Source organism: Rhodococcus sp. 4CII (assembly GCF_014256275.1).
Taxonomy (GTDB): domain Bacteria; phylum Actinomycetota; class Actinomycetes; order Mycobacteriales; family Mycobacteriaceae; genus Rhodococcus_F; species Rhodococcus_F wratislaviensis_A.
Genome location: NZ_JACCFE010000002.1, coordinates 5,677,353 through 5,701,874 on the forward strand (window position 1 = coordinate 5,677,353; position 24,522 = coordinate 5,701,874).

The window sequence follows — 24,522 nt, forward strand, 5'->3', positions numbered from 1 at the left end:
GTTCGCTGAACGGAGACGAGATGTCCGAGAAGAAGATCGATCGCGTCAAAGCCGAGTCGGCACTCGAAGTCGTGCGGGAAAGCCCCACGATCGCACTCATCACCGTGGCGCCGGCTCTCGTCGTCTTCGGCGTGGTCTGGTGGCTGTTCGGATTCTGGTCCGCCCTCGTGCTCGCCCTGGTTCTGGGCGTGGTGGCCGTCGTCGGCCGGAAGGTGTTCTGAGGTTCGCTACCGCGGCACGTGGAACGTGGCGAGTGACGCTGCGCTCGAGGTGAGTTCGTTCCACTCGCACGGCACCGCGAGAACGGCGAGGGCGGAGGTGGGGAACTTCTCGCGCATCTGGTTCGCGTCTCCGGTGTCGGGGTTGCCCGCCAGATCCAGTGCCGTCGACGGCATGCCGGGAACGTGCCCCACCACGAGAAGCGTGCGCACCGACGGTTCCACCTGCGCGATCTCGAGGAGGATCTCCGGCGGGTAGCCGCCGTAGAGCTCTGCGGCGAATCGGGTGGGCGCACCGACCCGGGTCGCCTCGAGCGTCTCCCTGGTGCGGCGAGCGGTCGAACACAGCACCGCGTCGATCGGGGGCTGAGTCGACCGCAGCCAGTCACCGGCGAGCCCGGCCTGCTTTCGTCCGCGCGGCGCCAGGGGCCGCTCGTGATCGGAGACCCCTTCCGGGTACGCCGATTTGCCGTGGCGCATCAGGATGAGAGTGCGGGTGCGCGACGAGCTGTGCGAGGCCATGGCGTAGACGCTAGCTCCCCACGGCCGCGCGTTCGCTGTCGAGCTGAGCCATCTGCGCCGGCGCGTAGCGTTCCCCGGCGACGGCGGCGGCCGGGACCGCAGCAGTGACCGCGGCGAGATCGGCGGCGGCCGGGTGGACATCCAGTGCGCCGAGCGTCTCCGCGAGGCGGGCGACGGTGCGTGCCCCGACGACGGGCACGATGTCGTCACCCTGGGCGAGCACCCACGCGATGGCCAGCTGCGCGACGCTCGCTCCGTGCCGGGCGGCCACGGCGGCGAGCGCGTCGACCAGGGTCAGGTTCTGTCGGAGATTCTCGCCCTGGAACCGGGGGCTGTGCGCGCGGAAGTCGTCGGCGGCGAGGGTCTGATCGGTGCGCAACGAGTCGCTGAGCAGGCCGCGGGACAGCACGCCGTACGCGGTGACGCCGATCCCGAGTTCCCGGCAGACCGGCAGGATCTCGGCCTCGATGCCCCGGGAGATCAGCGAATACTCGATCTGAAGGTCCACGATCGGGTGCACCGATGCCGCGCGCCGGAGGGTTTCGGGACCCACCTCCGACAGGCCGATGTGACGAACGTACCCGGCCTCCACGAGCTCGCCGATCGTTCCGACGGTGTCCTCGATCGGGACGTCGGGGTCGAGCCGGGCCGGACGATAGATGTCGATGTAGTCGACGCCGAGACGCTGCATCGAGTACGCGAGGAAGTTCCGGATCGACGCGGGACGGGTGTCGACTCCGCCCCACGTGTTGCCGGGACCGCGAAGTCCGCCGAACTTGACGCTGAGGGTCACGTCCTCGCGCCGGCGACCGGTGAGGGCCTTGCCGATCAGGGATTCGTTGTGGCCCGATCCGTAGAAGTCCCCGGTATCGACGAGGTCGATCCCGGCGTCGAGGGCTGCGTGGATGGTGGCGACGGACTCCGTATCGTCCGTCCTGCCGTACATCCCGGACATGCCCATGGCGCCGAGACCGAGCCGGCCGACGCGGGGACCGGTCTTGCCGAGCGTGGTGCTGGTGATCATGTTCTGCTCCGATGGTCGCTGTGTGTTCCGGACACCAGCGTCGTCTCGGCCGGGACCGGCAACCAGAGACCGTTCATCGGGGGACCGGCGATCCCTGGCAGGGCATTCGCGGGTCCGGCACAGTGGATTCATGGACCGCTCCGAGTTGGCAGATTTCCTCCGGCGTCGCAGGGAACAGCTGGTTCCGGCCGACGTCGGACTGCCGCCGGGTGTGCGGCGCCGCACGCCCGGACTGCGGCGCGACGAGGTGGCGATGCTCGCGGGAATGTCCACCGACTACTACACGCGCCTCGAGCAGGCACGTGGACCGCACCCGTCGACGCAGGTTCTGGCGTCGATCGCGCGTGCGCTGAGGCTCACCGACGATCAGCGTGACCATCTGTACCTGTTGTCGGGTCAGGTTCCGCCCATGCGGGCGGCGGGCAACAAGCACGTCGGGCCGGGGTTGCTGCATCTGCTCGACAAGCTCGACGACACCCCGGGCTGCGTCATCTCCGACCTCGGGGAGGTGCTGATCCAGAACCGGATGCACATGATCCTGTTCGGCGACGCGTCCCGGTATTCCGGTCTCGACCGGTACGTGACGTGGCGGTGGTTCGTGCACCCCGACGAGCGGCACATGTTTCCGGCGGACGATCACGACCGTCTCGCCGGACATCACGTCGCGGACCTGCGCGCGACTGCGGCTCGGCGCGCGGGCGACGCCGACGTCACGGACCTGGTGGGCCGGCTGTACGAGTCGAGCACCGAGTTCGTCGCCCTGTGGGACCGGCACGACGTGGCGGTCCGCCGGTCCGACACGAAGAGCGTTCTCCACGGCGAGGTCGGGCGCATCGACCTCGTCTGCGAGACGCTGCTGACCCAGGGGGCCTATCAGCATCTGCTCGTGTACATGCCGCAGCCGGGCTCGGATGCCCGGGCGAAGCTCGACCTGCTGCGGGTGATCGGCACCCAGCAGATGGTCTGATCAGGTTGCGAGTGGCCCGACGTGGGCCACGGCGCGCAACGAGTCGTCGACCAGGAACCATACGGTCAGCGACTGCTCGTCCCGCCGCGAACGCAGGACGATCTGGTCGGTCGACACGATGGGGGAGAGGTATTCGAGCACCGCGCGGTGGGGGTTGTCGACGAGGCGGCCGCCGCCGGGATGCTCGTGGTCGGCGAGCAATTCCTCGACCGCCTGCCAGTAGACGGCGTTGTTGACGTGGTCGAACGGGTCGATATCGGTGCGCCGCAGGACGAACTCGGTGTCGACGATGCCGTCCTCTTCGGCCGCGGGAGCGTTCTCGACGAGCCACCGCTTCCACTTGAGGCGGTGTTCGTCCGCCGATTCCCCGAGCCGTTCGATGAACCCGTCGTCGATACGGGTGGGCATTCCGGTTTCGCCGCTGATGTGGATCCAGAACCCCTCGGTCTCGATCAGGGCGCCCGCCTCGCCCTCGATCTGGACCCGCATGTTGGTCCAGCGGGTCGACAGCGCCGAACACCAGCGCCGTAGATGCACCCGTTCGGGCCACACGGCGGGTCGGACGACGTCGATGACGGTGCGCCGGACGATCCAGAGGGGGTGGGTGTCGGCGGCGTCCACCGCGTCGAGGTTGTCCAGGCCGGCGTCCTGCAGGTAGCGCGCGATCCCGTCGAGGCGGAGTCGTTTCGCGGCGTCGATGTCGCCGGTGCGGACGGGCCAGGAGGTTTCGAAGACTCCACCGCGGGCGGGGCGAGCGGCGAGGGGTCGGTCGAGTGCCAAGGTGCGTTTCCTTCGCTCGTGGTCGAAGTGCCGATTCTTCCACCCCGGCGGCGGTGCTTGTTTGCGGACGCGATTCTCAGTACAGTTCATATAACTGTTACTACGTGTAACACAAATGAGCTCGATGGTCCGGACAGGTGTGAGGAAACCGCAATGGCATATGTCATCACCCAGGCGTGCTGCAACGACGCGAGTTGCGTCTCCGCATGCCCCGTGAACTGCATTCATCCGACACCCGAGGAGCGGGAGTTCGCGCAGACCGAGATGCTGCACATCGACCCGGAAACCTGCATCGACTGCGGGGCGTGCGTCGATGCCTGCCCGGTCGACGCGATCTTCCCGGAAGACAAGCTCTTCGGGTCCCTCACCCGCTACAAGGACATCAACGCCGAGTACTACACGACCAACCCCATGCCGACCGGCTGGATCCCGCTCACACCCGCGACCCCGCCGCGGCGCGACCTCGGCAAGCTCCGCGTCGCCGTCGTCGGGGCCGGTCCGGCGGCCTGCTACGCCGCGGGTGAACTGCTCGAGCGTTCCGACGTCGAAGTCGAGATGTTCGAGAAGCTGCCGACCCCGTGGGGGCTCGTCCGCGCGGGTGTCGCCCCCGACCATCCCGGCACCAAGGAGGTGACGCGGATGTTCGAGTGGAGTCTCGACCGGCCGAACTTCGAATTCCACCTCAACGTCGAGGTCGGCACGCACGTCACGCACGACGAACTGCTCCAGAATCACCACGCCGTCATCTATGCCGTCGGGGCGTCGAGCGACCGCCGGCTGGGAATCCCCGGTGAGGATCTGCCGGGCGTGCACGCCGCCACCGAGTTCGTGGCCTGGTACAACGGCCACCCGGACTACGCGCAGCGGACGTTCGACCTGTCCGCGAAGCGCGCGGTGATCGTCGGCAACGGCAACGTCGCGCTCGACGTGGCGCGCATCCTCACGATGAACGTCGACGAACTGGAACGGACGGACATCGCCGATCACGCCCTCGCGGCGCTGCGGCGCAGCAACATCGAGGAGGTCGTGCTCCTCGGCCGGCGCGGGCCCGCGCAGGCGGCCTACAGCAACCCCGAGTTCCTCGCGCTCGGCGACCTGGACAACGTGGACGTCGTCATCGACGAGGCGGACCTCGATCTCGATCCGGCCAGTGAGGCGCTGCTGGGCGATCCGGCCACCGCGATGAAGGTCCGGCTGGCGCGGGAGTTCGCCGAGCGTGCCCCGCGTCCCGGTCACAAGCGCATCGTGTTTCGCTACCTGACGTCGCCGCTCGAGGTCGCCGGTGCCGGCAGGGCCGAGGTGCTGCGCTACGGACGCAACGAATTGGTGGTCGCCGACTCCGGCGCGCCGACGGCCCGGCCGACGGGCGAGGAGGGTGCCCTCGACACCTCGCTCGTGCTGCGCTCCATCGGGTACCGCGGTAATCCCGTCGGCGGTGTCGCGTTCGACGAGAAGCGTGGCGTCATCCCCAACGACCGCGGGCGCGTCACCGACCGCGTGTACGTGACCGGGTGGATCAAGCGTGGCCCCAGCGGTGTCATCGGCACCAACAAGGCCTGCGCCAAGGAGACGGTGTCCGCGCTGCTCGCCGATTTCGAGGCCGGCAAGCTCCGCGGCACCGTCGGCACCCGCAAGGACGTGAAGAAACTGATCGAGCGGCGCAGGCCGGAACAGATCGGGTTCGCGGGCTGGCGTGCGATCGACAAGGCGGAGACCGGACGCGGGGCGGGCTCGGGTCGGCCACGTGTCAAGATGACCGACCCCGCCGAGATGGTGTCCGTCGCCCGCCGACGGAAGCGGCTCTTCACTCGTTGATGGACTCCGGCCACCCCTGCGCGTCCAGTCTTCGAGCGTGCGCGCAGTGGTGGTGACGGAGCTGTCGGGGCCGGCCGGCATGGCCCTGCGCGACGTGCCCGAACTCTCCGCCGACGGTCTGGCCCTGATCGACGTCGAGGCGAGCGGTGTGTGCTTCCCCGACCTTCTGAGCTGCTACGGCAAGCATCAGCTCCTCCCCGAGCCGCCGTTCGTCCCCGGCGCCCGAGTCGCGGGTGTCGTTCTCTTGGCGCGTACGGGCAGTCGGACGATGTGATGCCGGACACCGTTTATTCGGTTGCGTCATAGTTGCCGTTGAGCAATAGTTGCATGAGCGCTACTATTTGAAGGTGCCCGACAAATCTCCTGATCTTCTCTTCGAACTTCTCAACGATTTCTTCACTCAACTGTTGAGCGCGGGAGAGTCGGAGTCGATGGACATCCTCATCGAGCTGGACCTGACGTTCTCACAGGTGCGCATGCTCTTCGCGCTCAGTCAGCACGGGGAGCCGCTTCCGATCAACGAGGTGGCCGAGCGGCTGCGGCTCTCGGTGGCCGCAGCGGGCCGGAACGTCGACCAGCTCGTGAAACTGGGTCTGGTCGTGCGCCGGGAGGACGAACGGGACCGGCGGGTCAAGCGAGTTTCCCTGTCGGAGGCAGGGCATAAGGTCGCAACCCAGCACGTCGAATGCAAGCGTGATCAGTTGCGACGGTTTGCGCACCGGGTACCGGAGATCGAGCGGACTCGGCTGATCGAGGCACTACAACCGATCCTCGCGGGGGAGTCCCTGCGAGAACTCAACCAGGAGATATTCGGATGACATCGCCGACCGCCGCGAACGCGGCGCCCGACAAGCTCGACGGCACGGTCCTCAAGATCGCGTCCGTGGTGGTGCTCGGTGCCATCATGTCGATCCTCGACGTGACCGTCGTCAGCGTCGCGTTGCCGACGTTCGCCACGGAATTCGACACCACGTACGCCACGGTCGCGTGGACGATGACCGCGTACACCCTCGCGCTGGCCACCGTCATTCCCGTCACCGGGTGGGCGGCCGACCGGTTCGGCACCAAGCGCCTCTACATGACGGCACTCGTCCTGTTCGTGCTCGGCTCGGTGCTGTGCAGCTTCGCCTGGGACATCACCTCGCTGATCGGCTTCCGCGTCCTTCAGGGGCTCGGCGGCGGCATGCTGATGCCGCTCGGCATGACGATCATGACGAAGGCCGCGGGCCCCGACCGCGTCGGCCGGGTCATGGCGGTGCTGGGTATCCCCATGCTGCTCGGCCCCATCGGTGGTCCGATCCTCGGCGGCTGGCTGATCGAGGCAGCGAGCTGGCACTGGATCTTCCTGATCAACGTGCCCATCGGCATCATCGCCCTCACCGCTGCATTCATCATCCTGCCGTCCGACAAGCCCTCGCCCTCCGAGTCCTTCGACTTCCTCGGCATGCTGCTGCTCTCGCCCGGCCTGGCGCTGTTCCTGTTCGGTGTCTCGTCCATTCCTGAGGTGGGCACTGTCGCGTCCGCTCGCGTGCTCGTGTCGGGTGCGATCGGTCTGGCGCTGATCATCGCGTTCGTCTTCCACGCATTGCGTAAGGATCACCCGCTGATCGACCTGCATCTGTTCAAGAACCGGCAGCTGACGGTCGCGGTCATCACGACTTCGCTGTTCATCGTCGCGTTCATGGGTGCCGGTCTGCTGTTCCCCAGCTACTTCATCCAGGTCGGTGGGCACACAACGCTCGCTGCCGGTCTGCTGATGGCTCCGCAGGGTATCGGTGCGATGCTGACCATGCCCGTAGCGGGACGTCTCGTCGACAAAATGGGCCCCGGCAAGATCGTGCTGACGGGTCTGCCGCTGATCCTGATCGGCATCGGCGTCTTCACGCAGGTCGCGTCGGATTCGCCGACGTGGCTGCTGATGGGTGCCCTGTTCGTGATGGGCATGGGCATGGGCTGCACGATGATGCCGCTGATGACCGCGGCGATCGTGACGCTCTCCAACGAGCAGGTCGCGCGGGGTTCGACCCTGATGAACATCGTCCAGCAGGCCTCGGGCTCGATCGGTACGGCGGTCATGTCGGTGGTGCTCACCAACCAGCTGCTCGATCGCGGTCTCGACAGCCAGACCGTCGCGATGCAGCATGTGCCCGAGGTCGCTGCGCAGGAGCCTCCCGGAATGGTGGACCAGGTCCTGAGTCAGGCCGCCGATGCCTTCGGCAACACGTTCCTGGTTGCCGCCGTGCTGATCGCGTTGACATTCATCCCGGCGTTCCTGCTGCCGCGGAAGAAGTCGGTCAACCCGCACCTCGAGGCCGAAGGGGCCCCGACGGTCATGATGCACTGATCGGGATCGTTCGATCCGATCGTCGACGAGGGCGGCAAGCGCACTGCGCTTGCCGCCCTCGGCCGTTTCCGGAATACGCCGAAGTGGTTGAATGTTGCAATAGGTTCATGCAAACGCATGGAGTTCTGGCGTGAGAGGAACAGCTATGCAGTTCGGAATCTTCACCGTCGGCGACGTGACCCCCGATCCCACCACCGGCCGCACCCCCACCGAGCACGAGCGCATCAAGGCGATGACGACCATCGCCCGGCACGCGGAGGACGTCGGGCTCGACGTGTTCGCCACCGGCGAGCATCACAATCCGCCGTTCGTGCCGTCGTCCCCGACCACGATGCTCGGCTACCTCGCAGCGCAGACCGAGAAGATCATCCTGTCGACATCCACGACGCTGATCACCACCAACGATCCGGTGAAGATCGCCGAGGACTACGCGATGCTGCAGCACCTCGCGGACGGCCGGGTGGATCTCATGATGGGTCGCGGAAACACGGCCCCCGTCTACCCGTGGTTCGGCCAGGACATCCGGCAGGGCATTCCGCTGGCGCTCGAGCACTACCGGTTGCTCCGCCGGTTGTGGGACGAAGACGTCGTGGACTGGCAGGGACAGTTCCGCACCCCGTTGCAGGGATTCACGTCGACCCCGCGCCCGCTCGACGGCATCGCGCCCTTCGTGTGGCACGGATCGATCCGCAGCCCGGAGATCGCCGAGATCGCGGCATTCCACGGCGACGGGTTCTTCGCGAACAACATCTTCTGGCCCAAGGAGCACTACATCGCCCTGATCAACCTCTACCGCGAGCGGTACGAACACTATGGTCACGGCCGCGCGGACCAGGCGATCGTCGGACTGGGCGGGCAAGTCTTCATGCGGAAGAACGCGAAGGACGTCGACGAATTCCGGCCCTACTTCGACAACGCCCCCGTGTACGGTCACGGGCCGAGCCTCGAAGATTTCACCGACCAGACTCCGCTGACCGTCGGCACACCGGAGCAGGTGATCGAGAAAACCCTGACGTTCGCCGACTTCTTCGGCGACTACCAGCGGCAGTTGTTCCTCGTCGATCACGCGGGACTGCCGTTGAAGACGGTGCTCGAGCAGCTGGATCTGCTGGGCGGTGAGGTCGTGCCCGTGCTGCGCAAGGAATTCGCGGCCCGGCGACCTGCCGGCGTGCCGGACAACCCGCCGACGCACGCGTCGATGAAGGCCGACCGCGAGCCCGTCGATGCCGCCCGTCAGTAGGACCGAACGGGCGGCCGAGGCGTGGGAGGCACTCTTCCGCGCCCAGGTCGCAGTGATGCGCAGCCTCGCCGCCGACGACGTGTGGGACGAGCTGAGCATGCGCGAGTACGACGTGCTGTTCACCCTCGGCCGGGCACCCGGACGCAGACTGCGCCTGCACGATCTCAATCGGGAGATCCTGCTCAGCCAGCCGTCGCTGAGCAGGCTCGTCGAACGCCTCGTCGTCGCCGGGCTCGTTGCCCGGGAGTGCGATCCCGGAGACCGCCGGGGGACCGTCGTCGCCCTGACGGATCGGGGTGCGCGGCAGCAGCAGTCCGTGGGACGCAGGCACGCGGCGAGCATCCGGAGGCACGTCGGCCCGGCACTGTCCGACGACGAACTCGACACGCTCACCGAGCTGTGCACGAAACTGCGCAGCGCACAGGACTGACGAAAGGCACGATGGAGCAGTGAGCAATCTGGAGACGAATTCGGTGGAAGAGCGGTGTGAGTCCCACCCCGACGGCGGTGGCATCCAGGTGCTGGGCGCCCGGGAGGTTCCGCTGGGCGGTCCCCGCGCCATGCCGGTCCGCCGCACCCTTCCGCAGCGGGAGCGGTCGCTGATCGGGGCCTGGTGCTTCGCCGACCATTACGGTCCGGACGACGTCGGGACCACGGGCGGGATGAACGTGCCGCCGCATCCGCACACGGGGTTGCAGACGGTGAGCTGGCTGTTCACCGGGGAGATCGAGCACCGGGACAGCATCGGTTCGCACGCGATGGTGCGTCCCGGTGAACTGAACCTGATGACGGCGGGGCGGGGAATCGCGCACTCCGAGGTGTCGACTCCGCAGACGCGGATCCTGCACGGCGCGCAACTGTGGGTGGCGTTGCCGGCGTCGGCGCAGGACGCGGAGCCGGCGTTCGAGACGTACGCGCCCGATCCGGTGGTCCGGGACGGCGCCACCGTGCGGGTGTTCCTCGGGACCACGGCGGGTTCGACGTCGCCGGTTCGCACGTTCACACCGCTGCTCGGTGCGGAGGTCCTACTGGAGCCGGGGGCGGCCGTGACCCTCGACATCGAGCGCGGTTTCGAGGTGGGGGTGCTCGTCGACGAGGGCGAGGTGCAGTTGCGCGGAACCACCCTCCGATGGTCGGAACTCGGCTATCAGCCGCCGGGCGAGTCGCTGGTGGTGCTGCGCAACCCGGGCACCACCCGCGCGCGACTGCTGCTGCTCGGCGGCGCACCACTCGGCGAGCAGGTGATCATGTGGTGGAACTTCCTCGGCCGCAGCCACGAGGACATCGTCGGATACCGCCGTGAGTGGCAGTCCGAACTCCGGGCCGCGGTGCCCGACGACCCACGGTTCGGCACGGTCGCCGGTTACGACGGCGATCCGTTGCCCGCGCCCGAGTTGCCGAACAGCCGGCTGAAACCGCGCGGCTGACGAGTTCGCAGGATAACGGCGAAGGGGTGCGTCGTTCCTGGGACGATGAGGACGTGCGCACTCCGCGACAGCCTCGTCGGATCACACCGCGACCGGGACGGCTGGTTTCCCCGCCACCGCGACCGTTGCGGCGTCCGGGGCCGCGACCGTCGCAACTGCAGGACTTCGAGCGTGCCGGCCTGCTCGACGGCCTCAGTGGGTCGGACCGCTCCGCGCGGGTGGGGGTGCTGAACACCCTGGTCGAGGAGGGCGTGCCGATCGACGAACTCCGCGCCGCCTCCCGGGACGACCGGCTCGCGCATCTGCTGCTCGAGCGGGCGCTGTCACCGGAGGGCAGCTACAGCATCCACGAGATCTCGCGGATGACCGGAGTCGGTGTCGACGACGCCCGCCGGTGGTTCCGGGCCATCGGCCGGGGGGCGTCCGACGACGGGACGTACTACAACGACGGCGACCTCGCGGTCGTGCGCGGACTCGAGCAGTACCGGGAGCTGGGGCTCGACGAGAGCGGGATTTTCGCGGCCGCCCGGGTGCTGGGACGCAACCTCTCGACGGTCGTCGACGCCGCAGACGCGCTGTTGCAGGGGCGACTCGACGCGACGCGCGACCATCCCGAGTTGGCACTGCGCTACGCGGTGGAGGTGCGCCGCCTCGCCGACTTCGAGGCGCAGATCCTGGCGCACCTCGTCGCCACCCATGTGCGACGGCAACTGCGGTCGGATGCGGTGGAGATCGCCGGGGACGCGAACCTCCCGGTTCGGGGGGCGCAGGAGATCGGGGTCTGTTTCGCCGACCTCGTCGGGTTCACACTGCTGGGGGAGCAGGGGGCGTCCGCCGATCCGGGCCGCGGTGCCGAGCGACTCGGCGGCCTCGCCGCCGATCTCCTGGTTGCGCCGGTGACTCTGGTGAAGACGATCGGAGACTCGGTCATGCTGGTGTCGCCCGATCCCAACGCGCTGGCCTATACCGCGCTCGATCTCGTACAGGCCGCCCGCACCGAGGGGCTGCCCCCGTTGCGCGCCGGAATCGCCTGGGGCACGGCCGTGCCGAGCGCCGGCGACTGGTTCGGCCGGCCGGTCACCATGGCCGATCGCGTCGTCGCGGTCGCGCCGTCGCACGAGGTGGTCGTGACGGGCGAGTTCTTCGACGAACTCGACACCGACGAATTCTGGGGCGAGCCGGCAGGCAGCCACCGGCTCGAGGGGATGGACACCCCTCAGGAACTCTTCGGGATCGGCCGGCGGGCGGTCGCCTGACCGGTGCGGCTGACGAAAACGTGTCGTACCCTCGCGATACGGTCATGGCACAGCTCACAGACGGACAACGAGTGAGGCGCATCATGACCGGCGATTCGGGCGCAGACTGGCATTTCTACGCGGTGGTCGAAACCGCGGTTGACGGCGGTCACACGCTCGCCGCGTTCGGGCCGCGACCCACGGCGCTCGACGCCCTCCGGCTGGCGGTGCATTCGGTCAACCACACGGCGTATTCGGTTCTCGAACAAGGCATCGCGGGCGATCTGCGGGCCGACGCGAGCGCGGTGGAGCGGTTGCCGATCACGTCGTTCACCATCAGGCGGCACCGCCGTGGCACGAGTGAACTCGATGCCCGCTGGATGTTGAACGGCGGCAGGCATCACCGGTAGGGCTACCGCGGCTCGGTGGTGAGGTAGTACTCGAGGACAGGCCCCACCCAACGCACCAGTTGGTCGTGCGTCATGTCGGCCAGGGGCGGTACGCGGAGTACGTAGCGGGCGAAGGCGAGTCCGAGTATCTGCGACCCGACGAGCGCCGCGCGCTCGTCCGGACGATCCGGCGCCACCGCGGCGAGGGCGGGTGCCACTTGGCGGGCGAAGACCTGCAACATCGCCTCTGCCGCCCGCGGACTGCCGGCCGCGGCGCGGAGCAGGGGCAGGAACGCGCCGTCGTTCTCCCACACGGCGAAGAACTGCGGCATCAGCACGGTGGCGAGCTGATCCGTCGGAACGTCGTGGAGGTCGGGGAGGCACAGTTCGAATTCCGCGGCCTCGGCGAACAGTGATTCCTTGTTGGTGAAGTAGCGGATGACCAGCGCGGGGTCGACGCCGACATCCGACGCGACGCCGCGCATCGTCGTGCGGTCGTAGCCCTCGGTTCCGAACCGGGCGCGGGCCGCGTCGAGGATCGCGGCGCGCGTTGCTACGGCGGAGCGGGTGCGGCGTTCGGGCATTTCGACAGTGTAGTCAACAGCTGTTGACCTGGCGGTCGGATCGGTCTACCGTCTAAGTCAACAGGTGTTGACTTAGACGGATGTCTTTCGATCGGAGGATCGTCATGAAGCGCATCGACGTGGTGGTGATCGGCGCCGGACCCACCGGATGCACGCTCGCGGCCGAGCTCGCGACGGCGGGCCGATCGGTGACGGTGCTGGACAAGCGCGCCGCACCATCCACTCTCAGTCGCGCATTCGGCGTCCATGCCCGCACCCTCGAACTGCTCGACGCCCGCGGACTCGCCGATCAGCTCGTCGCCACCGGGGCTCCCTCGTCGGGTCTGAGGCTGTGGCGCGGTGCGGCACTGAATCTCGGCCGCCTGCAGTCCCGCTTCCCCTTCGTCCTCGTCACGCCGCAACGGAACGTCGATGCCCTCCTGGAAGCGCGGGCGCGTGAGCGCGGCGCCGACATCGTCCGCGGATTCACCGTCACCGGGGTGGACCAGGACCGGAACGGCGTCCGGGTTCGCGGCCGCGACAGCGCGGGCGAGGACGTCACGTTCCACGCGGCATACGCGGTCGGTGCGGACGGCGCACACAGCACGGTGCGGAGGATGATCGGGCAGCCGTTCCCGGGCAAGGCCGTGTTGCGGTCGATCATGCTCGCGGACGTCGAGTTCGCGAACCCGCCGGACGACCTCGTGACCGTCAACGCCGTCCGCGACGGTTTCGCGTTCATCGCGCCCTACGGCGACAACCTGTTTCGCGTGATCGCGTGGAACCGGCGACATCAGGTGGACGACAGTGCCCCGGTAGACAGGGAGGAATTGCGCGCCACCATCCGGACCGCGATGGGCACCGACTACGGGCTCGGCGACGTGCGCTGGCAGTCGCGATTCCACAGTGACGAACGGCAGGTGCCGCAGTACCGCACGGGCCGGGTGTTCCTCGCCGGCGACGCGGCGCACGTGCATTCGCCCGCGGGTGGGCAGGGCATGAACACCGGCATCCAGGATGCCGTCAATCTCGGCTGGAAGCTTGCGGCCGTCCTGGACGGCGCCGACGAGTCGGTGCTCGACACGTACCAGTCCGAGCGTCACCCGGTGGGGAGGCTGGTGTTGCGCTCGAGCGGCGCCACCATGCGCATGATGACGGTCCGGCCGTGGATTCTCCGGAAGGTCCGGAATGTCGCTGTCGCAGCGCTTCTCGGCTTCCCGCCGATCGGGGACGCCATCGCCCGGATGTTCTCGGGGATCGGAATCGGCTACGGACACCGGGCCGGTGAGAGCGCACTGGTCGGCCGGCGGGTCGAGGACCTGCCCACCGGCGCGGGCCGGCTGTACGAGGTGATGCGTTCGGGTGGTTTCGTTCTGGTCACCGAGCCGGGGGCGCCGGTTCCCGGCGATGTCCACGCGGTGGCCCGAACCGACGCCGGTCCGGCACTGCTCGTGCGTCCCGACGGCTACATTGCCTGGGCCGGCGACAGTTCGTCGGGCCAGTGGCGGAGTGTCCTGGGCCGGTGGTCGGCCCACACGGCGAACAGCGCCCGCGCCGTCAGTCGGTGACGTCTCGGCTGTTGAACGCTTGCGCTCGCAGATCGCGGGCGAGGTGATCCCGCTGCTCGATCACCAGTCGGCGCAGCGCAGCGGGCGCATCGGTGTTGCCGTCGAGCCAACCGTCCGCGGCGTCGAGACTCGTCTCGGACGGGAACAGCCCGACCACGATCCGCCGGGCGATCTCGATGCTGCGCTCCTCCCACACCGAGCGGATCGCGGCGAAGTAACCGGCGGCGTATTTCGCGACGAGGTCGTGCCGGGCGCCCGCCCCGAACCCGGCGATGATCGCGCCGAGGTGATCGTTGGACAGGGTGCGGTCGTCGAAGATCGACCGCCAGGCCTTCGCCTTCACGTCCGGGTCCGGTCGTGAGAAGGTCGCCCGCAGGTACGCGGTGCGGCCGGAACCGGTGTCGTCCCGGCGCAATTCCCCGTCGAGATCGGCGTCGCCGGCATGCCCGGTGGCAGCGAGAGCGCTCCAGAACGCCCAGCGCAGATCCGGGTCGAGCGACAGCCCCGCCGGCTTGGGGCCGCCGGTCTCGAGCATCGACCGGATGTCGTCCGCGCGACCGCCGTCCATCGCGGCGGCGGTGGCCACGGCGCGTGCCCAGGCGAGTTGGCTCCCCGAGGCCGCCGGTGCCGCCCACAACGCACCCCAGGTGTGCTCGAGCCAGTCGCGGCGTGCGGCCTCGCGCGCCGATGCGGGGAGGTAGTGCTCGATCGCATACGGCACGTTGGCCAGCACGGAGGTGAGGAGGGTCGGCTGCGACTCCGTGGAGGAGAACCGCTGGGCCATCGACAGATACCGCGTGGCCACCAGTTCGCTGTCGCGGGTGGCGTTCCACAGCGACGACCAGATCAGGCCACGCGTCAGCGGGTCGCGCAGCCGGTCGAGCGACTGCTCGACCGTGGTCAGCGACCGATCGTCGAGCCGCACCTTCGCGTACGTGAGGTCGGCGTCGTTGAGCACCACGAGCGGCGCGTCGTCGAGGTCGATCGGGGTGCGCGTGTCGGCGAGGTCGACGTCGACCCGTTGCACGCAGACGAGGTCGCCCGCCTCGTCGAAGTCGTACCGCCCCACTCCCAGCCGGTGCGGCCGAGGCTCGCTCTGCACGATCGCCGCGCGTCCGTCGGTGCCATGCTCCAGGGTCAGTGCCGACACCCCGGTGGTCTGTAACCAGGCGCGTGCCCAGCTCGACAGGTCCCGGCCCGACGTGGCCGACAGTTCCGTCAGCAGATCCGTGAGGGTGGTGTTGCCGAAGGCGTTCGCGCGGAAATAGCGGCGCGCACCCTCGAAGAATGCGTCCCGCCCGGCATACGCGACGAGTTGCTTGAGGACGCCGGCGCCTTTGGCGTACGTGATGCCGTCGAAGTTCAGCTTGGCGGCCTCGAGGTCGACGATGTCGGCCACGATCGGGTGCGTCGTCGGCAGCTGGTCCTGCAGGTACGCCCACGCCTTGCGGCGGTTGGCGAACGCCACCCATGCGTCGGTCCACCGGGTGGCCTCGGCGTTGGCGAGTGCGCCCATGTAGTCGGCGAACGATTCCTTCAGCCACAGGTCGTCCCACCACACCATCGTGACGAGGTCGCCGAACCACATGTGGGCCATCTCGTGGAGGATCGTATTCGCGCGCCCCTCGTACTGGGAGTCGGTGGCGGCGCCACGGAACACGTATGCCTCGGTGAACGTCACGCAACCCGGGTTCTCCATGGCGCCGAGGTTGTATTCGGGGACGAACACTTGGTCGTATTTGCCGAAGGGGTACGGGTAGTCGAACGCGTCCGCGAAGAAGCCCAGGCCCTGCCGGGTGATCTCGAAAATCGTGTCGGCGTCGAGGTACCGGGCGAGCGAGGCCCGGCAGAGGACACCGAGCGGGATCGTGAGGTCGCCGCCGCGCCACGACGAGTCCACCCGGTGGTACGGCCCCGCGACGATCGCGGTGATGTACGTGGAGATCGGCAACGTCGGGGCGAAGGTGACGAGTTGTCCGCCGTCGGTGTCGTCCCGTGCGGCGATCTGCTGGTTGGAGACCACTTCCCAGTCCCGCGGCGCGGCGACGACGAATGTGAACGGGGCCTTCAGGTCCGGTTGTTCGAAGCATGCGAACACTCGGCGTGCGTCCGCCGGTTCGTACTGCGTGTAGAGATAGGTCTGCCCGTCCGCGGGGTCGAGGAACCGGTGCAGGCCCTCGCCCGAACGGCTGTACTCGCCCCGGGCGGTGACGGTCACGACGTTCGATTCGAGCAGCCCGGTCAGCGCGATGCGGGCGCCGTCGTAGTCGACGGGAACGTCGGCGCCGTTGACCGTCACCGATTCCACGTCGGCGCCGAGGAAGTCGAGCCAGGTCGCGGCGGTGCGGGCGGTGAACTCGACGGTGGTCGTGGTCGCGAATGTCCCGACCTCCGGGTCGACGGCACCGAGGACGTCCAGTTCCACCCGATAACCGAGAACGTCGATCGCGCGGGAACGTTCGGCGGTTTCGGCTCGGGTCAGATTCGCGGTGCTCACGGGTCGATCCTGCCAGCCGGGCCCGTCGTCCGTGCGGCTACCGGTTGCTCAGCACGGATCCGACGCCCGCCGCGACGACGAGCGCGATCGCGGCGAGCGACTGCAGTCCGAGGACCTGCCCGAGCACGATCACCCCGGCGAGGGTCGCGGCCGCCGGTTCGAGGGCGATGAGAACGGCGAACACCTTCTTGCTCATCACCCGCAGTGCCCTCAGCTCGAGCGAATAGGGGATCACCGACGACAGCAGGGCCACGGCCGCGCCGACGGCCAGGATCCGGGGATCGAACAGTTCGGTGCCGCCGGACACCGCGCCCAGCGGAATCGTCAGGACGGCGGCGATGATGCTCGCTCCCGCGAGTCCGTCCGCGCTGGGCACTCTCGCCGCGAGATTGGAGCCCGCGACGATGTACCCGGCCCACGCGGCCCCGGCAGTGAGTGCGAACGCCACCCCGACGAGATCGAGGGACTCGGTACCCGAGTTCTCGCGCAGGCCGAGCAGCACCACACCGGTCAGCGCCGCCAGCACCCACACGCCGTCCCGCAGTCGTCGCGACAGCACGGCGGCGAGGGTGAGCGGACCCAGGAATTCGATGGTGACCGCGGTGCCGAGCGGGAGCCGCGCGAGGGCCTCGTAGAACGCCGAATTCATCACGGCGAGTGCCACTCCGAGCGCGAGGACGCCCTGCCGCTGCGTGCGTGTCCAGCCTCGCCATCGCGGCCGCACGATCACCCCGAGGACGAGTGCCGCGATCGTCAGTCGCAGCGACACCGCGCCGCCGGCGCCCACCGCGTCGAACAGGGTGCTCGCGAACGCGGCGCCGAATTGGACGGACAGCACCGATCCGAGGACCGAGACGACGGGCAGAAGTTGACTGCGCGGCTCGGCTGTCACCTGTGTGCGGTCACCGGCCGGTGAAGGTCGGGCTGCGGCGATCGAGCATCGCACCGACCGCCTCGTGATGGTCGGAGGTGTGGTGTGCCAGCGACTGCATGGCCGCCGACAGTTCGAGAAGACTTTCGAGGCTCTGGTGACGGCCCTCGCGCAGCAGTTTCTTGGTCATCCGCAGCACCTGCGGCGGGTTGACCGCCACCCGGTCGGCGAGCGCGCGGGCCGCGTCGAGGAGGTCGCCGGGTTCGGTCACCTGCGAGACGAGTCCCCATTCGAGAGCCTTCGCGGCGTCGATCGCATCACCGGTGAACGCCATCTCGCTGGCCCGCGCCATCCCGACGGCCTGCGGCAGGAACCAGGCGCCGCCGTCGCCGGGGACGAGCCCGACCTTGACGAAACTCTCGGCGAACACGGCGGCAGTCGAGGCGATCCGCATGTCGCACATGAGCGTCAGGTCGCATCCGGCGCCGATCGCAGGCCCGTTGACGGCGGCGATGGTCGGCACCTCACAGTGGTAGAGGGCGAGCGGGATGCGCTGGATGCCGTGCCGATAGCCCTGCCGCAGGTCGGCGGGGGAACCGCCGAACATGCCCGCGCGGTCGCGCATGTGCTTGACGTTGCCGCCGGAGGAGAACGCCGATCCCGCACCGGTGACGATCGCCACGCGCACGCTGGGATCGCCGTTGACGTCCGCCACCGCGTGCTCGAGCGCCTCGATCACGTCCGGCTCGGAGATGGGGTTTCGCGCCTCGGGGCGGTTGAGCGTCCAGGTGACGATGTCGCCATCGCGGGTGGTGAGCACGGCGTCGGTCATGGACGACTCCCTCGGGTGTGAGCGTGGATTCGAGACCGTCCCAGTCTGTCACCTCGCTCAGATGCCGGTGCGCCGTACCAATGCGTCGGTGGCGGACGGCGCGAACGTGCCGAGCACCCGGAACAGTTCGGCGTAACCGGGGAGCAGTTCGATCGGCCGGGTGCGCACGGCGGTGACGAACCATTCCGCCGCCTGCTCGGGAGTCAGGGCTGCCATCGCGTCGTAGTCGGTGGTGGGTGCGATCATCGGCGTCCGGACCAAGGGGAAGTCGAGGGTGGTCACGGAGATTCCGCGGTCGCGTAGTTCGGCGCCGAGGCTCCGGCCGAACGCGCCGACGGCAGCCTTGGACGCGTGGTAGGCGGAGAACTTGGGCATGACGCCGGCCGGCACGCCCCACGTCGCAACGTTGATGACGTGCCCGCCGCCGCGCTCGATCATCGACGGAAGGAATGCGAGGGTCAGCCGCGTCGAGCCGAAGTAGTTGACGGCCATGGTGCGTTCGAAGTCGTGGAACCGGTCCAGCGAGTCCTCGACCGTCCGCCGGATCGACCGCCCCGCGTTGTTGACGAGGACGTCGACGGGACCGATGTCTCCGAGCACCGTGGCGACGAGAGCGTCGACGGACTCCGGGTCCGTGAGATCGCAGGGGACGGCGTGCGCCTCGCATCCGGACCGCAGGATGTCGTCGCGCACGGATTCGAGGGCGTCGGCGCCGCGGGCGACGAGGACGACCTCGGCGCCCAGCGCGGCGAGCCGGCGGGCGGCGGCTTCGCCGACCCCCGAGGAACCGCCGGTGACGAGGATCCTCTTGCCGGCGACGGGGTGACCGGTTCCCGGGACCAGTCGCGCAGCCAGTGCGCGCGGAGTGGGGAGTGGATTGAGCGCGGCCTGGGTAAGCATCTGTCGGATCACCTGACCAGGATGTCAGCTCACCGATCGAATAACAATCAGTCGTGCTTGCTTTTTTCTCGGGTCGGTGTGATGCTGATCGCATGGCTGAACTGCAGAGGTTCATCGATGACCTGTGCGCCGAGAGCGCTTCGCTCGACGCGTTGGTCGCCGACCTCCCCGACTCCCGCTGGGCCGACCCGACACCGGCCGAGGGCTGGACCATCGCCCACCAGATCGGACATCTGCTCTGGACCGACGAGGCCGCGCTGCTGGCGATCACCGACCCCGACGGCTTCACGGAGCAACTGACGGTGGCCGCCTCGAACCCCGGCGGCTTCGTCGACGCCGGTGCCGCGGAGCACGCCCGGCGGCAACCCGCGGAACTGCTCGCGGCCTGGCGATCGGCCCGGGCGCGACTCGCGGAGGCACTCCTCGCGGTGCCGCCCGGGCAGAAGATCCTCTGGTACGGGCCGCCGATGAAGGCGGCGTCCATGGCCACCGCCCGGTTGATGGAGACGTGGGCGCACGGCCAGGACGTCGCCGACGCACTCGCGGTGCCCCGCAAACCCACCGAGCGGTTGAAGAGCATCGCCCACCTGGGGGTTCGCACCCGCGATTTCGCTTATGCCGTCAACGAACTCGCGCCCCCGGCCGAAGAATTCCGGGTCGAGCTCACCGCCCCCGACGGCGTGTCCGTCTGGACGTGGGGCCCCGACGACGCCGCGCAGAAGGTCACCGGCCCCGCCGAGGACTTCTGCCTCCTCGTCACCCAGCGCGCGATCCGGGCCGATCTCGCCCTCGAGGCCACCGGCGCCGACGCGGACGCGTGGCTGAACATCGCGCAGGCCTTCGCGGGCCCCGCGGGCGGCGGGCGTGAGGCGGGAACCCGATGACCGTGCGGATCGGCAACTGCTCCGGCTTCTACGGTGACCGGCTGTCGGCGATGCGCGAGATGCTCGACGGCGGCGAACTCGACTACCTGACCGGTGACTACCTCGCCGAACTCACCATGCTGATCCTCGGCCGCGACCGGATGAAGGACCCGAACCGCGGTTATGCCAAGACGTTTCTCCGGCAGGCGGAGGACTGTCTCGGGCTCGCCCTGGACCGCGGTGTCCGCATCGTCGCGAACGCGGGCGGTCTCAACCCGGCCGGGCTCGCGGACGCGTTGCGGGAGGTGAACGACAAGCTGGGGCTGTCGGCGACGATCGCCCACGTCGAAGGCGACGACCTGATCGGCAGGGCAGCCGAACTGGGGCTGGGCAGCCCGCTGACCGCCAACGCCTACCTCGGGGCGTGGGGCATCGTCGAATGTCTGAACGCCGGTGCCGACGTGGTCGTCACCGGGCGGGTCACCGACGCGTCGGTGATCGTGGGTCCGGCGGCCGCGCACTTCGGCTGGCGGCGAAACGATTTCGACCAGCTCGCCGGCGCCGTGGTCGCGGGACACGTCATCGAATGCGGCACCCAGGCGACGGGCGGCAACTACGCGTTCTTCACCGAGATCGACGACCTCGACCGCCCCGGGTTCCCGATCGCGGAGATCGACGCGGACGGTTCGTCCGTCATCACCAAGCACCTCGGGACCGGGGGCGCCGTGAACGTCGGCACCGTCACCGCGCAGTTGCTGTACGAGATCACGGGTGGCCGCTACGCCGGTCCCGACGTGACCGCGCGGATCGACTCCGCCGCATTGACGCAGGACGGCCCCGACCGGGTCCGGATCAGCGGCGTCACCGGGGAGGCGCCGCCGCCGCAGCTCAAGGTGTCGCTGAATACTCTCGCGGGATTCCGCAACGAGGCCGTGTTCGTGCTCACCGGCCTCGACATCGACGACAAGGCGGCGCTCGTGAAGCGGCAGCTCGAAGGATGGCTGCCCGTCAGGCCTGCCGAGCTGGACTGGTCGCTCGCCCGCACCGACCACCCGGACGCCGACACCGAGGAGGCGGCCAGTGCGCTGCTGCGCTGCGTGGTCCGGGACTCCGATGCCAACGCGGTCGGTCGCGGGTTTTCCTCCGTCGCAGTCGAAATGGCACTGGCGAGCTACCCCGGCTTCACGCTGACGGCGCCGCCCGGGCAGGGGCAGCCCTACGGCGTGTTCACGCCTGGCTACGTGCATGCCAAGGAGGTGCCGCACGTCGCGGTGCTGCCGGACGGCACCCGCGTCGACATCGAACCCGCCACCGACGTCCGGGAACTCGACGACGTCGACGAACCCGCGCTCCCGGAACCTCGGGCCGCCGAACCCACGATCCGGGTGGCGCTCGGCACAGTCGCCGGCGCGCGCAGCGGAGACAAGGGCGGCAACGCGAACGTCGGCGTGTGGGTGCGCACCGACGAGCAGTGGCGGTGGCTGGCCCACGCCCTGACCGTCGACGAGGTGAAGCGGCTCCTCCCGGAGGCCGCCGACCTCACCGTCACGAGGTACGTGCTGCCGAAACTGCGCGCCGTCAACTTCGTGATCGAGGGCATCCTCGGGCAGGGCGTCGCGTCCCAGGCCCGATTCGACCCGCAGGCCAAGGGACTCGGCGAATGGCTGAGATCCCGGCACCTCGACATACCGGCTTCACTCCTCCCCGAAGGGACAGCGTTGTGAGCGTGTGGGACACACCCGAACGGCAGGAACTGCGCAAGACGGTGCGCAGCTTCGTCGAACGCCGGATACTGCCCAACCTGGACGAGTGGGAACGCGACGGCGAACTGCCCCGCACACTGCACCGAGAGGCTGCCGAACTCGGACTCCTCGGCGCCGGTTTCCCCGAATCCGTCGGAGGCGAGGGCGGAGACCTCGTCGACGCGGTGCTGATCTGCGAGGAATTCCATCAGGCCGGTGCGTCGGGCGGCGTGTTCGCCTCCCTGTTCACCTCGGGCATCGCGCTGCCGCACCTCGCCGCGGCCGGCGACCCCGAGCAGATCGAGATGTGGGTCCGCCCCACGCTGCGCGGGGAGCTCATCGGCTCGCTCGCCATCACCGAACCCGGCGGCGGTTCCGACGTCGGGCACCTGCGGACCACCGCGGTCCGCGACGGCGACCACTTCGTCGTCAACGGCGCCAAGACGTTCATCACGTCCGCGGTCCGCGCCGACTTCGTGGTCACCGCCGTGCGCACCGGAGGTCCCGGGGCATCCGGGGTCTCCCTCCTCGTGATCGAGAAGGGCACACCGGGATTCGAGGTGGCCCGCAAACTCGACAAGATGGGCTGGCGGGCGTCCGACACCGCCGAGCTGTCGTTCGTCGACGCACGGGTGGCCGCGGCCAACCTGGTCGGCGAAGAGAACAGCGGGTTCGCGCAGATCGCCCAGGCGTTCCTCACCGAGCGCATCGCCCTCGCCGCGCAGGCCTATTCGAGCGCGCAGCGGTGCCTCGACCTGACACTGCAGTGGGTGCGCGACCGCGAGACGTTCGGCCGTCCGCTGATCAGCAGGCAGTCGGTGCAGAACACGGTCACCGACATGGCACGCCGAACGGACGTGGCCCGGGTGTACACGAGGGCGCTGGTGGAACGTTCGCTCGTGTCGAACGAGGACTTCATCGCGGAGGTCTGCTTCGCGAAGAACACCGCCGTCGAGGCCGGCGAATGGGTGGCCAACCAGGCCGTCCAACTGTTCGGCGGACTCGGCTACATGCGGGAATGCGAAGTGGAACGGCAGTACCGCGACATGCGCATCCTCGGAATCGGTGGCGGGACCACCGAGATCCTGAGGGGGCTCGCGGCCAAGCGATTGGGGTATCAGTCATGACCACGTTGAAATCCGATCTGGACACCGGCTCGGAAGAGTATGTCGCCGCGGCGAAGGCCATGACGGAGAAGCTCGCCGAAATCGACTCCGAGCACGCCAAGGCGCTCGCGGGCGGCGGCGAGAAGTACACCAAGCGGCACAAGAAACGCGGCAAGCTCCTCGCCCGCGAACGCATCGAACTGCTCCTCGATCAGGATTCGCCGTTCCTGGAACTGTGCCCGCTCGCGGCGTGGGGCAGCGATTTCCCGGTCGGCGCCAGCACTGTCGTGGGTATCGGGGTGGTCGAGGGCGTCGAGTGCCTGATCGTCGCCAACGATCCGACGGTGCGGGGCGGCACCAGTAATCCGTGGACGCTGCGGAAGGGGTTCCGCGCCAACGACGTCGCCCGGCAGAACCGGCTTCCCGTCATCTCCCTCGTCGAATCCGGCGGCGCGGATCTTCCGACGCAGAAGGAGGTGTTCATTCCCGGTGGCCGCATGTTCCGCGACCTCACCCAGCTCTCGGCCGCGGGTATCCCGACCATCGCGCTCGTCTTCGGCAACTCGACGGCGGGGGGCGCCTACATCCCCGGCATGTCCGATCACGTCGTCATGATCAAGGAACGGTCCAAGGTGTTCCTCGCCGGACCGCCGCTGGTCAAGATGGCCACCGGCGAGGAGTCCGACGACGAGACCCTCGGCGGCGCCGAGATGCATGCCCGCAAGTCCGGTCTCGCCGACTACTTCGCCGTCGACGAGCAGGACGCCATCCGGATCGGGCGCAGCATCGTCAAGCGCCTGAACTGGACGAAGCAGGGGCCGGCGCCCCGGGCCGACGTCATCGAACCGCTCGAGGACCCCGAGGAACTGCTCGGCATCGTTCCCGCCGACCTCAAGATCCCGTTCGATCCCCGCGAGGTGATCGCCCGCATCGTCGACGGCTCCGATTTCGACGAGTTCAAGCCGATGTACGGTTCGTCCCTCGTCACCGGCTGGGCCGAGCTGCACGGATATCCCGTCGGCATCCTCGCCAACGCACGTGGCGTGCTGTTCAGCGAGGAATCGCAGAAGGCCACCCAGTTCATCCAGCTCGCCAACCGCTCGAATACCCCACTGCTGTTCCTGCACAACACGACCGGGTACATGGTGGGCAAGGAGTACGAGGAAGGTGGGATGATCAAGCACGGGTCGATGATGATCAACGCCGTCTCCAACTCCACCGTGCCGCACATCTCGATCCTGCTCGGCGCGTCCTACGGAGCCGGCCACTACGGCATGTGCGGGCGGGCGTTCGATCCGCGCTTCCTGTTCGCCTGGCCCAGCTCCAAATCCGCCGTCATGGGCGGGGCGCAGCTGGCCGGCGTCATCTCCATCGTCAGCCGCGCCTCCGCCGAGGCCCGGGGGCAGGCGTTCGACGAGGAGGCCGACGCCGGCATGCGCGCGATGATCGAGAACCAGATCGAGGCGGAATCGGTGCCGATGTTCCTGTCCGGTCGCCTCTACGACGACGGCGTGATCGACCCGCGCGACACCCGAACCGTGGTGGGAATGTGCCTGTCGGCCATTGCCAACGCCCCGATCGAAGGCGCCGCGAACTTCGGCGTCTTCCGGATGTGAGGC

24 protein-coding genes are annotated in these 24,522 nt (G+C 68.7%); 16 read left to right on the forward strand and 8 right to left on the reverse strand.

The features are described from left to right. The first annotated feature begins 20 nt into the window (after positions 1–20). Positions 21–221 (forward strand): hypothetical protein, encoded by a 201-nt coding sequence (locus H0B43_RS27045; protein WP_185725130.1) that lies wholly within the window; start codon positions 21–23, stop codon positions 219–221. A gap of 6 nt (positions 222–227) precedes the next feature. Here the strand turns inward: H0B43_RS27045 and H0B43_RS27050 are convergent, their stop codons facing one another. After that, positions 228–740: a histidine phosphatase family protein gene (locus tag H0B43_RS27050; protein ID WP_185725129.1), complete on the reverse strand. Its 513-nt coding sequence runs from the start codon at positions 738–740 to the stop codon at positions 228–230. Between the two features lie 10 nt (positions 741–750). After that, complete coding sequence (locus H0B43_RS27055) at positions 751–1,764, reverse strand: aldo/keto reductase (protein WP_185725128.1); 1,014 nt, start codon at positions 1,762–1,764, stop codon at positions 751–753. A 130-nt stretch (positions 1,765–1,894) separates the two neighbouring features. Between H0B43_RS27055 and H0B43_RS27060 the strand changes: the two genes are divergently transcribed. Beyond that, a complete protein-coding gene (locus H0B43_RS27060) occupies positions 1,895–2,731 on the forward strand; it encodes a helix-turn-helix transcriptional regulator (protein WP_185725127.1) in 837 nt (278 codons plus the stop codon). Here H0B43_RS27060 and H0B43_RS27065 read toward each other — a convergent pair whose 3' ends face one another. Beyond that, positions 2,732–3,511: an acyl-[acyl-carrier-protein] thioesterase gene (locus H0B43_RS27065; RefSeq protein WP_185725126.1), complete on the reverse strand. Its 780-nt coding sequence runs from the start codon at positions 3,509–3,511 to the stop codon at positions 2,732–2,734. Positions 3,512–3,664: 153 nt separating this feature from the next. Here H0B43_RS27065 and H0B43_RS27070 point away from each other — a divergent pair, with 153 nt between their 5' ends. The 9 genes from H0B43_RS27070 to H0B43_RS27110 all read left to right on the forward strand — a co-directional run bounded on the left by H0B43_RS27070 (position 3,665) and on the right by H0B43_RS27110 (position 11,982). Beyond that, the gene (locus tag H0B43_RS27070) at positions 3,665–5,326 is read left to right on the forward strand and encodes an FAD-dependent oxidoreductase (RefSeq protein WP_185725125.1); all 1,662 of its coding nucleotides are present in this window, start codon (positions 3,665–3,667) and stop codon (positions 5,324–5,326) included. Between the two features lie 37 nt (positions 5,327–5,363). Continuing rightward, positions 5,364–5,600, forward strand: coding sequence for an alcohol dehydrogenase catalytic domain-containing protein (locus H0B43_RS27075; RefSeq protein WP_185725124.1), 237 nt, complete (start codon positions 5,364–5,366; stop codon positions 5,598–5,600). Between the two features lie 73 nt (positions 5,601–5,673). Next, a complete protein-coding gene (locus tag H0B43_RS27080; RefSeq protein ID WP_185725123.1) occupies positions 5,674–6,144 on the forward strand; it encodes a MarR family winged helix-turn-helix transcriptional regulator in 471 nt (156 codons plus the stop codon). Next, positions 6,141–7,670, forward strand: coding sequence for a DHA2 family efflux MFS transporter permease subunit (locus H0B43_RS27085; protein ID WP_185725122.1), 1,530 nt, complete (start codon positions 6,141–6,143; stop codon positions 7,668–7,670). The genes H0B43_RS27080 and H0B43_RS27085 overlap by 4 nt, the downstream gene beginning before the upstream one ends. A 145-nt stretch (positions 7,671–7,815) precedes the next feature. Continuing rightward, positions 7,816–8,910 (forward strand): LLM class flavin-dependent oxidoreductase, encoded by a 1,095-nt coding sequence (locus tag H0B43_RS27090; protein ID WP_185729782.1) that lies wholly within the window; start codon positions 7,816–7,818, stop codon positions 8,908–8,910. Beyond that, complete coding sequence (locus H0B43_RS27095; protein WP_185725121.1) at positions 8,894–9,340, forward strand: MarR family winged helix-turn-helix transcriptional regulator; 447 nt, start codon at positions 8,894–8,896, stop codon at positions 9,338–9,340. Before H0B43_RS27090 ends, H0B43_RS27095 begins: the two co-directional genes overlap by 17 nt. Positions 9,341–9,359: 19 nt before the next feature. Continuing rightward, on the forward strand, positions 9,360–10,337 hold the full coding sequence (locus tag H0B43_RS27100; RefSeq protein WP_185725120.1) for a pirin family protein: 978 nt from the start codon (positions 9,360–9,362) through the stop codon (positions 10,335–10,337). A gap of 53 nt (positions 10,338–10,390) precedes the next feature. Further along, positions 10,391–11,593, forward strand: a complete 1,203-nt coding sequence (locus tag H0B43_RS27105; protein ID WP_185725119.1) for an adenylate/guanylate cyclase domain-containing protein — start codon at positions 10,391–10,393, stop codon at positions 11,591–11,593. 83 nt (positions 11,594–11,676) lie between these two features. Further along, positions 11,677–11,982: a hypothetical protein gene (locus H0B43_RS27110; RefSeq protein WP_185725118.1), complete on the forward strand. Its 306-nt coding sequence runs from the start codon at positions 11,677–11,679 to the stop codon at positions 11,980–11,982. A gap of 2 nt (positions 11,983–11,984) precedes the next feature. Here the strand turns inward: H0B43_RS27110 and H0B43_RS27115 are convergent, their stop codons facing one another. Then, positions 11,985–12,545, reverse strand: coding sequence for a TetR family transcriptional regulator (locus H0B43_RS27115; RefSeq protein WP_185725117.1), 561 nt, complete (start codon positions 12,543–12,545; stop codon positions 11,985–11,987). A gap of 104 nt (positions 12,546–12,649) precedes the next feature. Here H0B43_RS27115 and H0B43_RS27120 point away from each other — a divergent pair, with 104 nt between their 5' ends. Then, positions 12,650–14,092: an FAD-dependent oxidoreductase gene (locus tag H0B43_RS27120; RefSeq protein ID WP_185725116.1), complete on the forward strand. Its 1,443-nt coding sequence runs from the start codon at positions 12,650–12,652 to the stop codon at positions 14,090–14,092. Here H0B43_RS27120 and pepN read toward each other — a convergent pair. Genes pepN through H0B43_RS27140 form a run of 4 tightly spaced genes read right to left on the reverse strand, consistent with a single transcriptional unit; the run spans position 14,082 to position 19,192 of the window. Further along, positions 14,082–16,589 (reverse strand): aminopeptidase N, encoded by a 2,508-nt coding sequence (pepN, locus tag H0B43_RS27125; RefSeq protein ID WP_185725115.1) that lies wholly within the window; start codon positions 16,587–16,589, stop codon positions 14,082–14,084. The genes H0B43_RS27120 and pepN overlap by 11 nt on opposite strands. 37 nt (positions 16,590–16,626) lie before the next feature. Next, positions 16,627–17,481: a DMT family transporter gene (locus H0B43_RS27130; protein ID WP_185725114.1), complete on the reverse strand. Its 855-nt coding sequence runs from the start codon at positions 17,479–17,481 to the stop codon at positions 16,627–16,629. A 10-nt stretch (positions 17,482–17,491) separates the two neighbouring features. After that, positions 17,492–18,292 (reverse strand): crotonase/enoyl-CoA hydratase family protein, encoded by an 801-nt coding sequence (locus tag H0B43_RS27135; RefSeq protein WP_185725113.1) that lies wholly within the window; start codon positions 18,290–18,292, stop codon positions 17,492–17,494. A 57-nt stretch (positions 18,293–18,349) separates the two neighbouring features. Beyond that, positions 18,350–19,192: an SDR family oxidoreductase gene (locus H0B43_RS27140; protein ID WP_185729781.1), complete on the reverse strand. Its 843-nt coding sequence runs from the start codon at positions 19,190–19,192 to the stop codon at positions 18,350–18,352. 92 nt (positions 19,193–19,284) lie between these two features. Between H0B43_RS27140 and H0B43_RS27145 the strand changes: the two genes are divergently transcribed. Genes H0B43_RS27145 through H0B43_RS27160 form a run of 4 tightly spaced genes read left to right on the forward strand, consistent with a single transcriptional unit; the run spans position 19,285 to position 24,519 of the window. Continuing rightward, on the forward strand, positions 19,285–20,076 hold the full coding sequence (locus H0B43_RS27145) for a TIGR03084 family metal-binding protein (RefSeq protein WP_185725112.1): 792 nt from the start codon (positions 19,285–19,287) through the stop codon (positions 20,074–20,076). Then, a complete protein-coding gene (locus tag H0B43_RS27150) occupies positions 20,073–21,779 on the forward strand; it encodes an acyclic terpene utilization AtuA family protein (protein WP_185725111.1) in 1,707 nt (568 codons plus the stop codon). Before H0B43_RS27145 ends, H0B43_RS27150 begins: the two co-directional genes overlap by 4 nt. Continuing rightward, complete coding sequence (locus H0B43_RS27155; protein ID WP_185725110.1) at positions 21,776–22,924, forward strand: acyl-CoA dehydrogenase family protein; 1,149 nt, start codon at positions 21,776–21,778, stop codon at positions 22,922–22,924. The genes H0B43_RS27150 and H0B43_RS27155 overlap by 4 nt, the downstream gene beginning before the upstream one ends. After that, the gene (locus tag H0B43_RS27160; RefSeq protein ID WP_185725109.1) at positions 22,921–24,519 is read left to right on the forward strand and encodes an acyl-CoA carboxylase subunit beta; all 1,599 of its coding nucleotides are present in this window, start codon (positions 22,921–22,923) and stop codon (positions 24,517–24,519) included. Before H0B43_RS27155 ends, H0B43_RS27160 begins: the two co-directional genes overlap by 4 nt. The last annotated feature ends 3 nt before the right edge of the window (positions 24,520–24,522 follow it).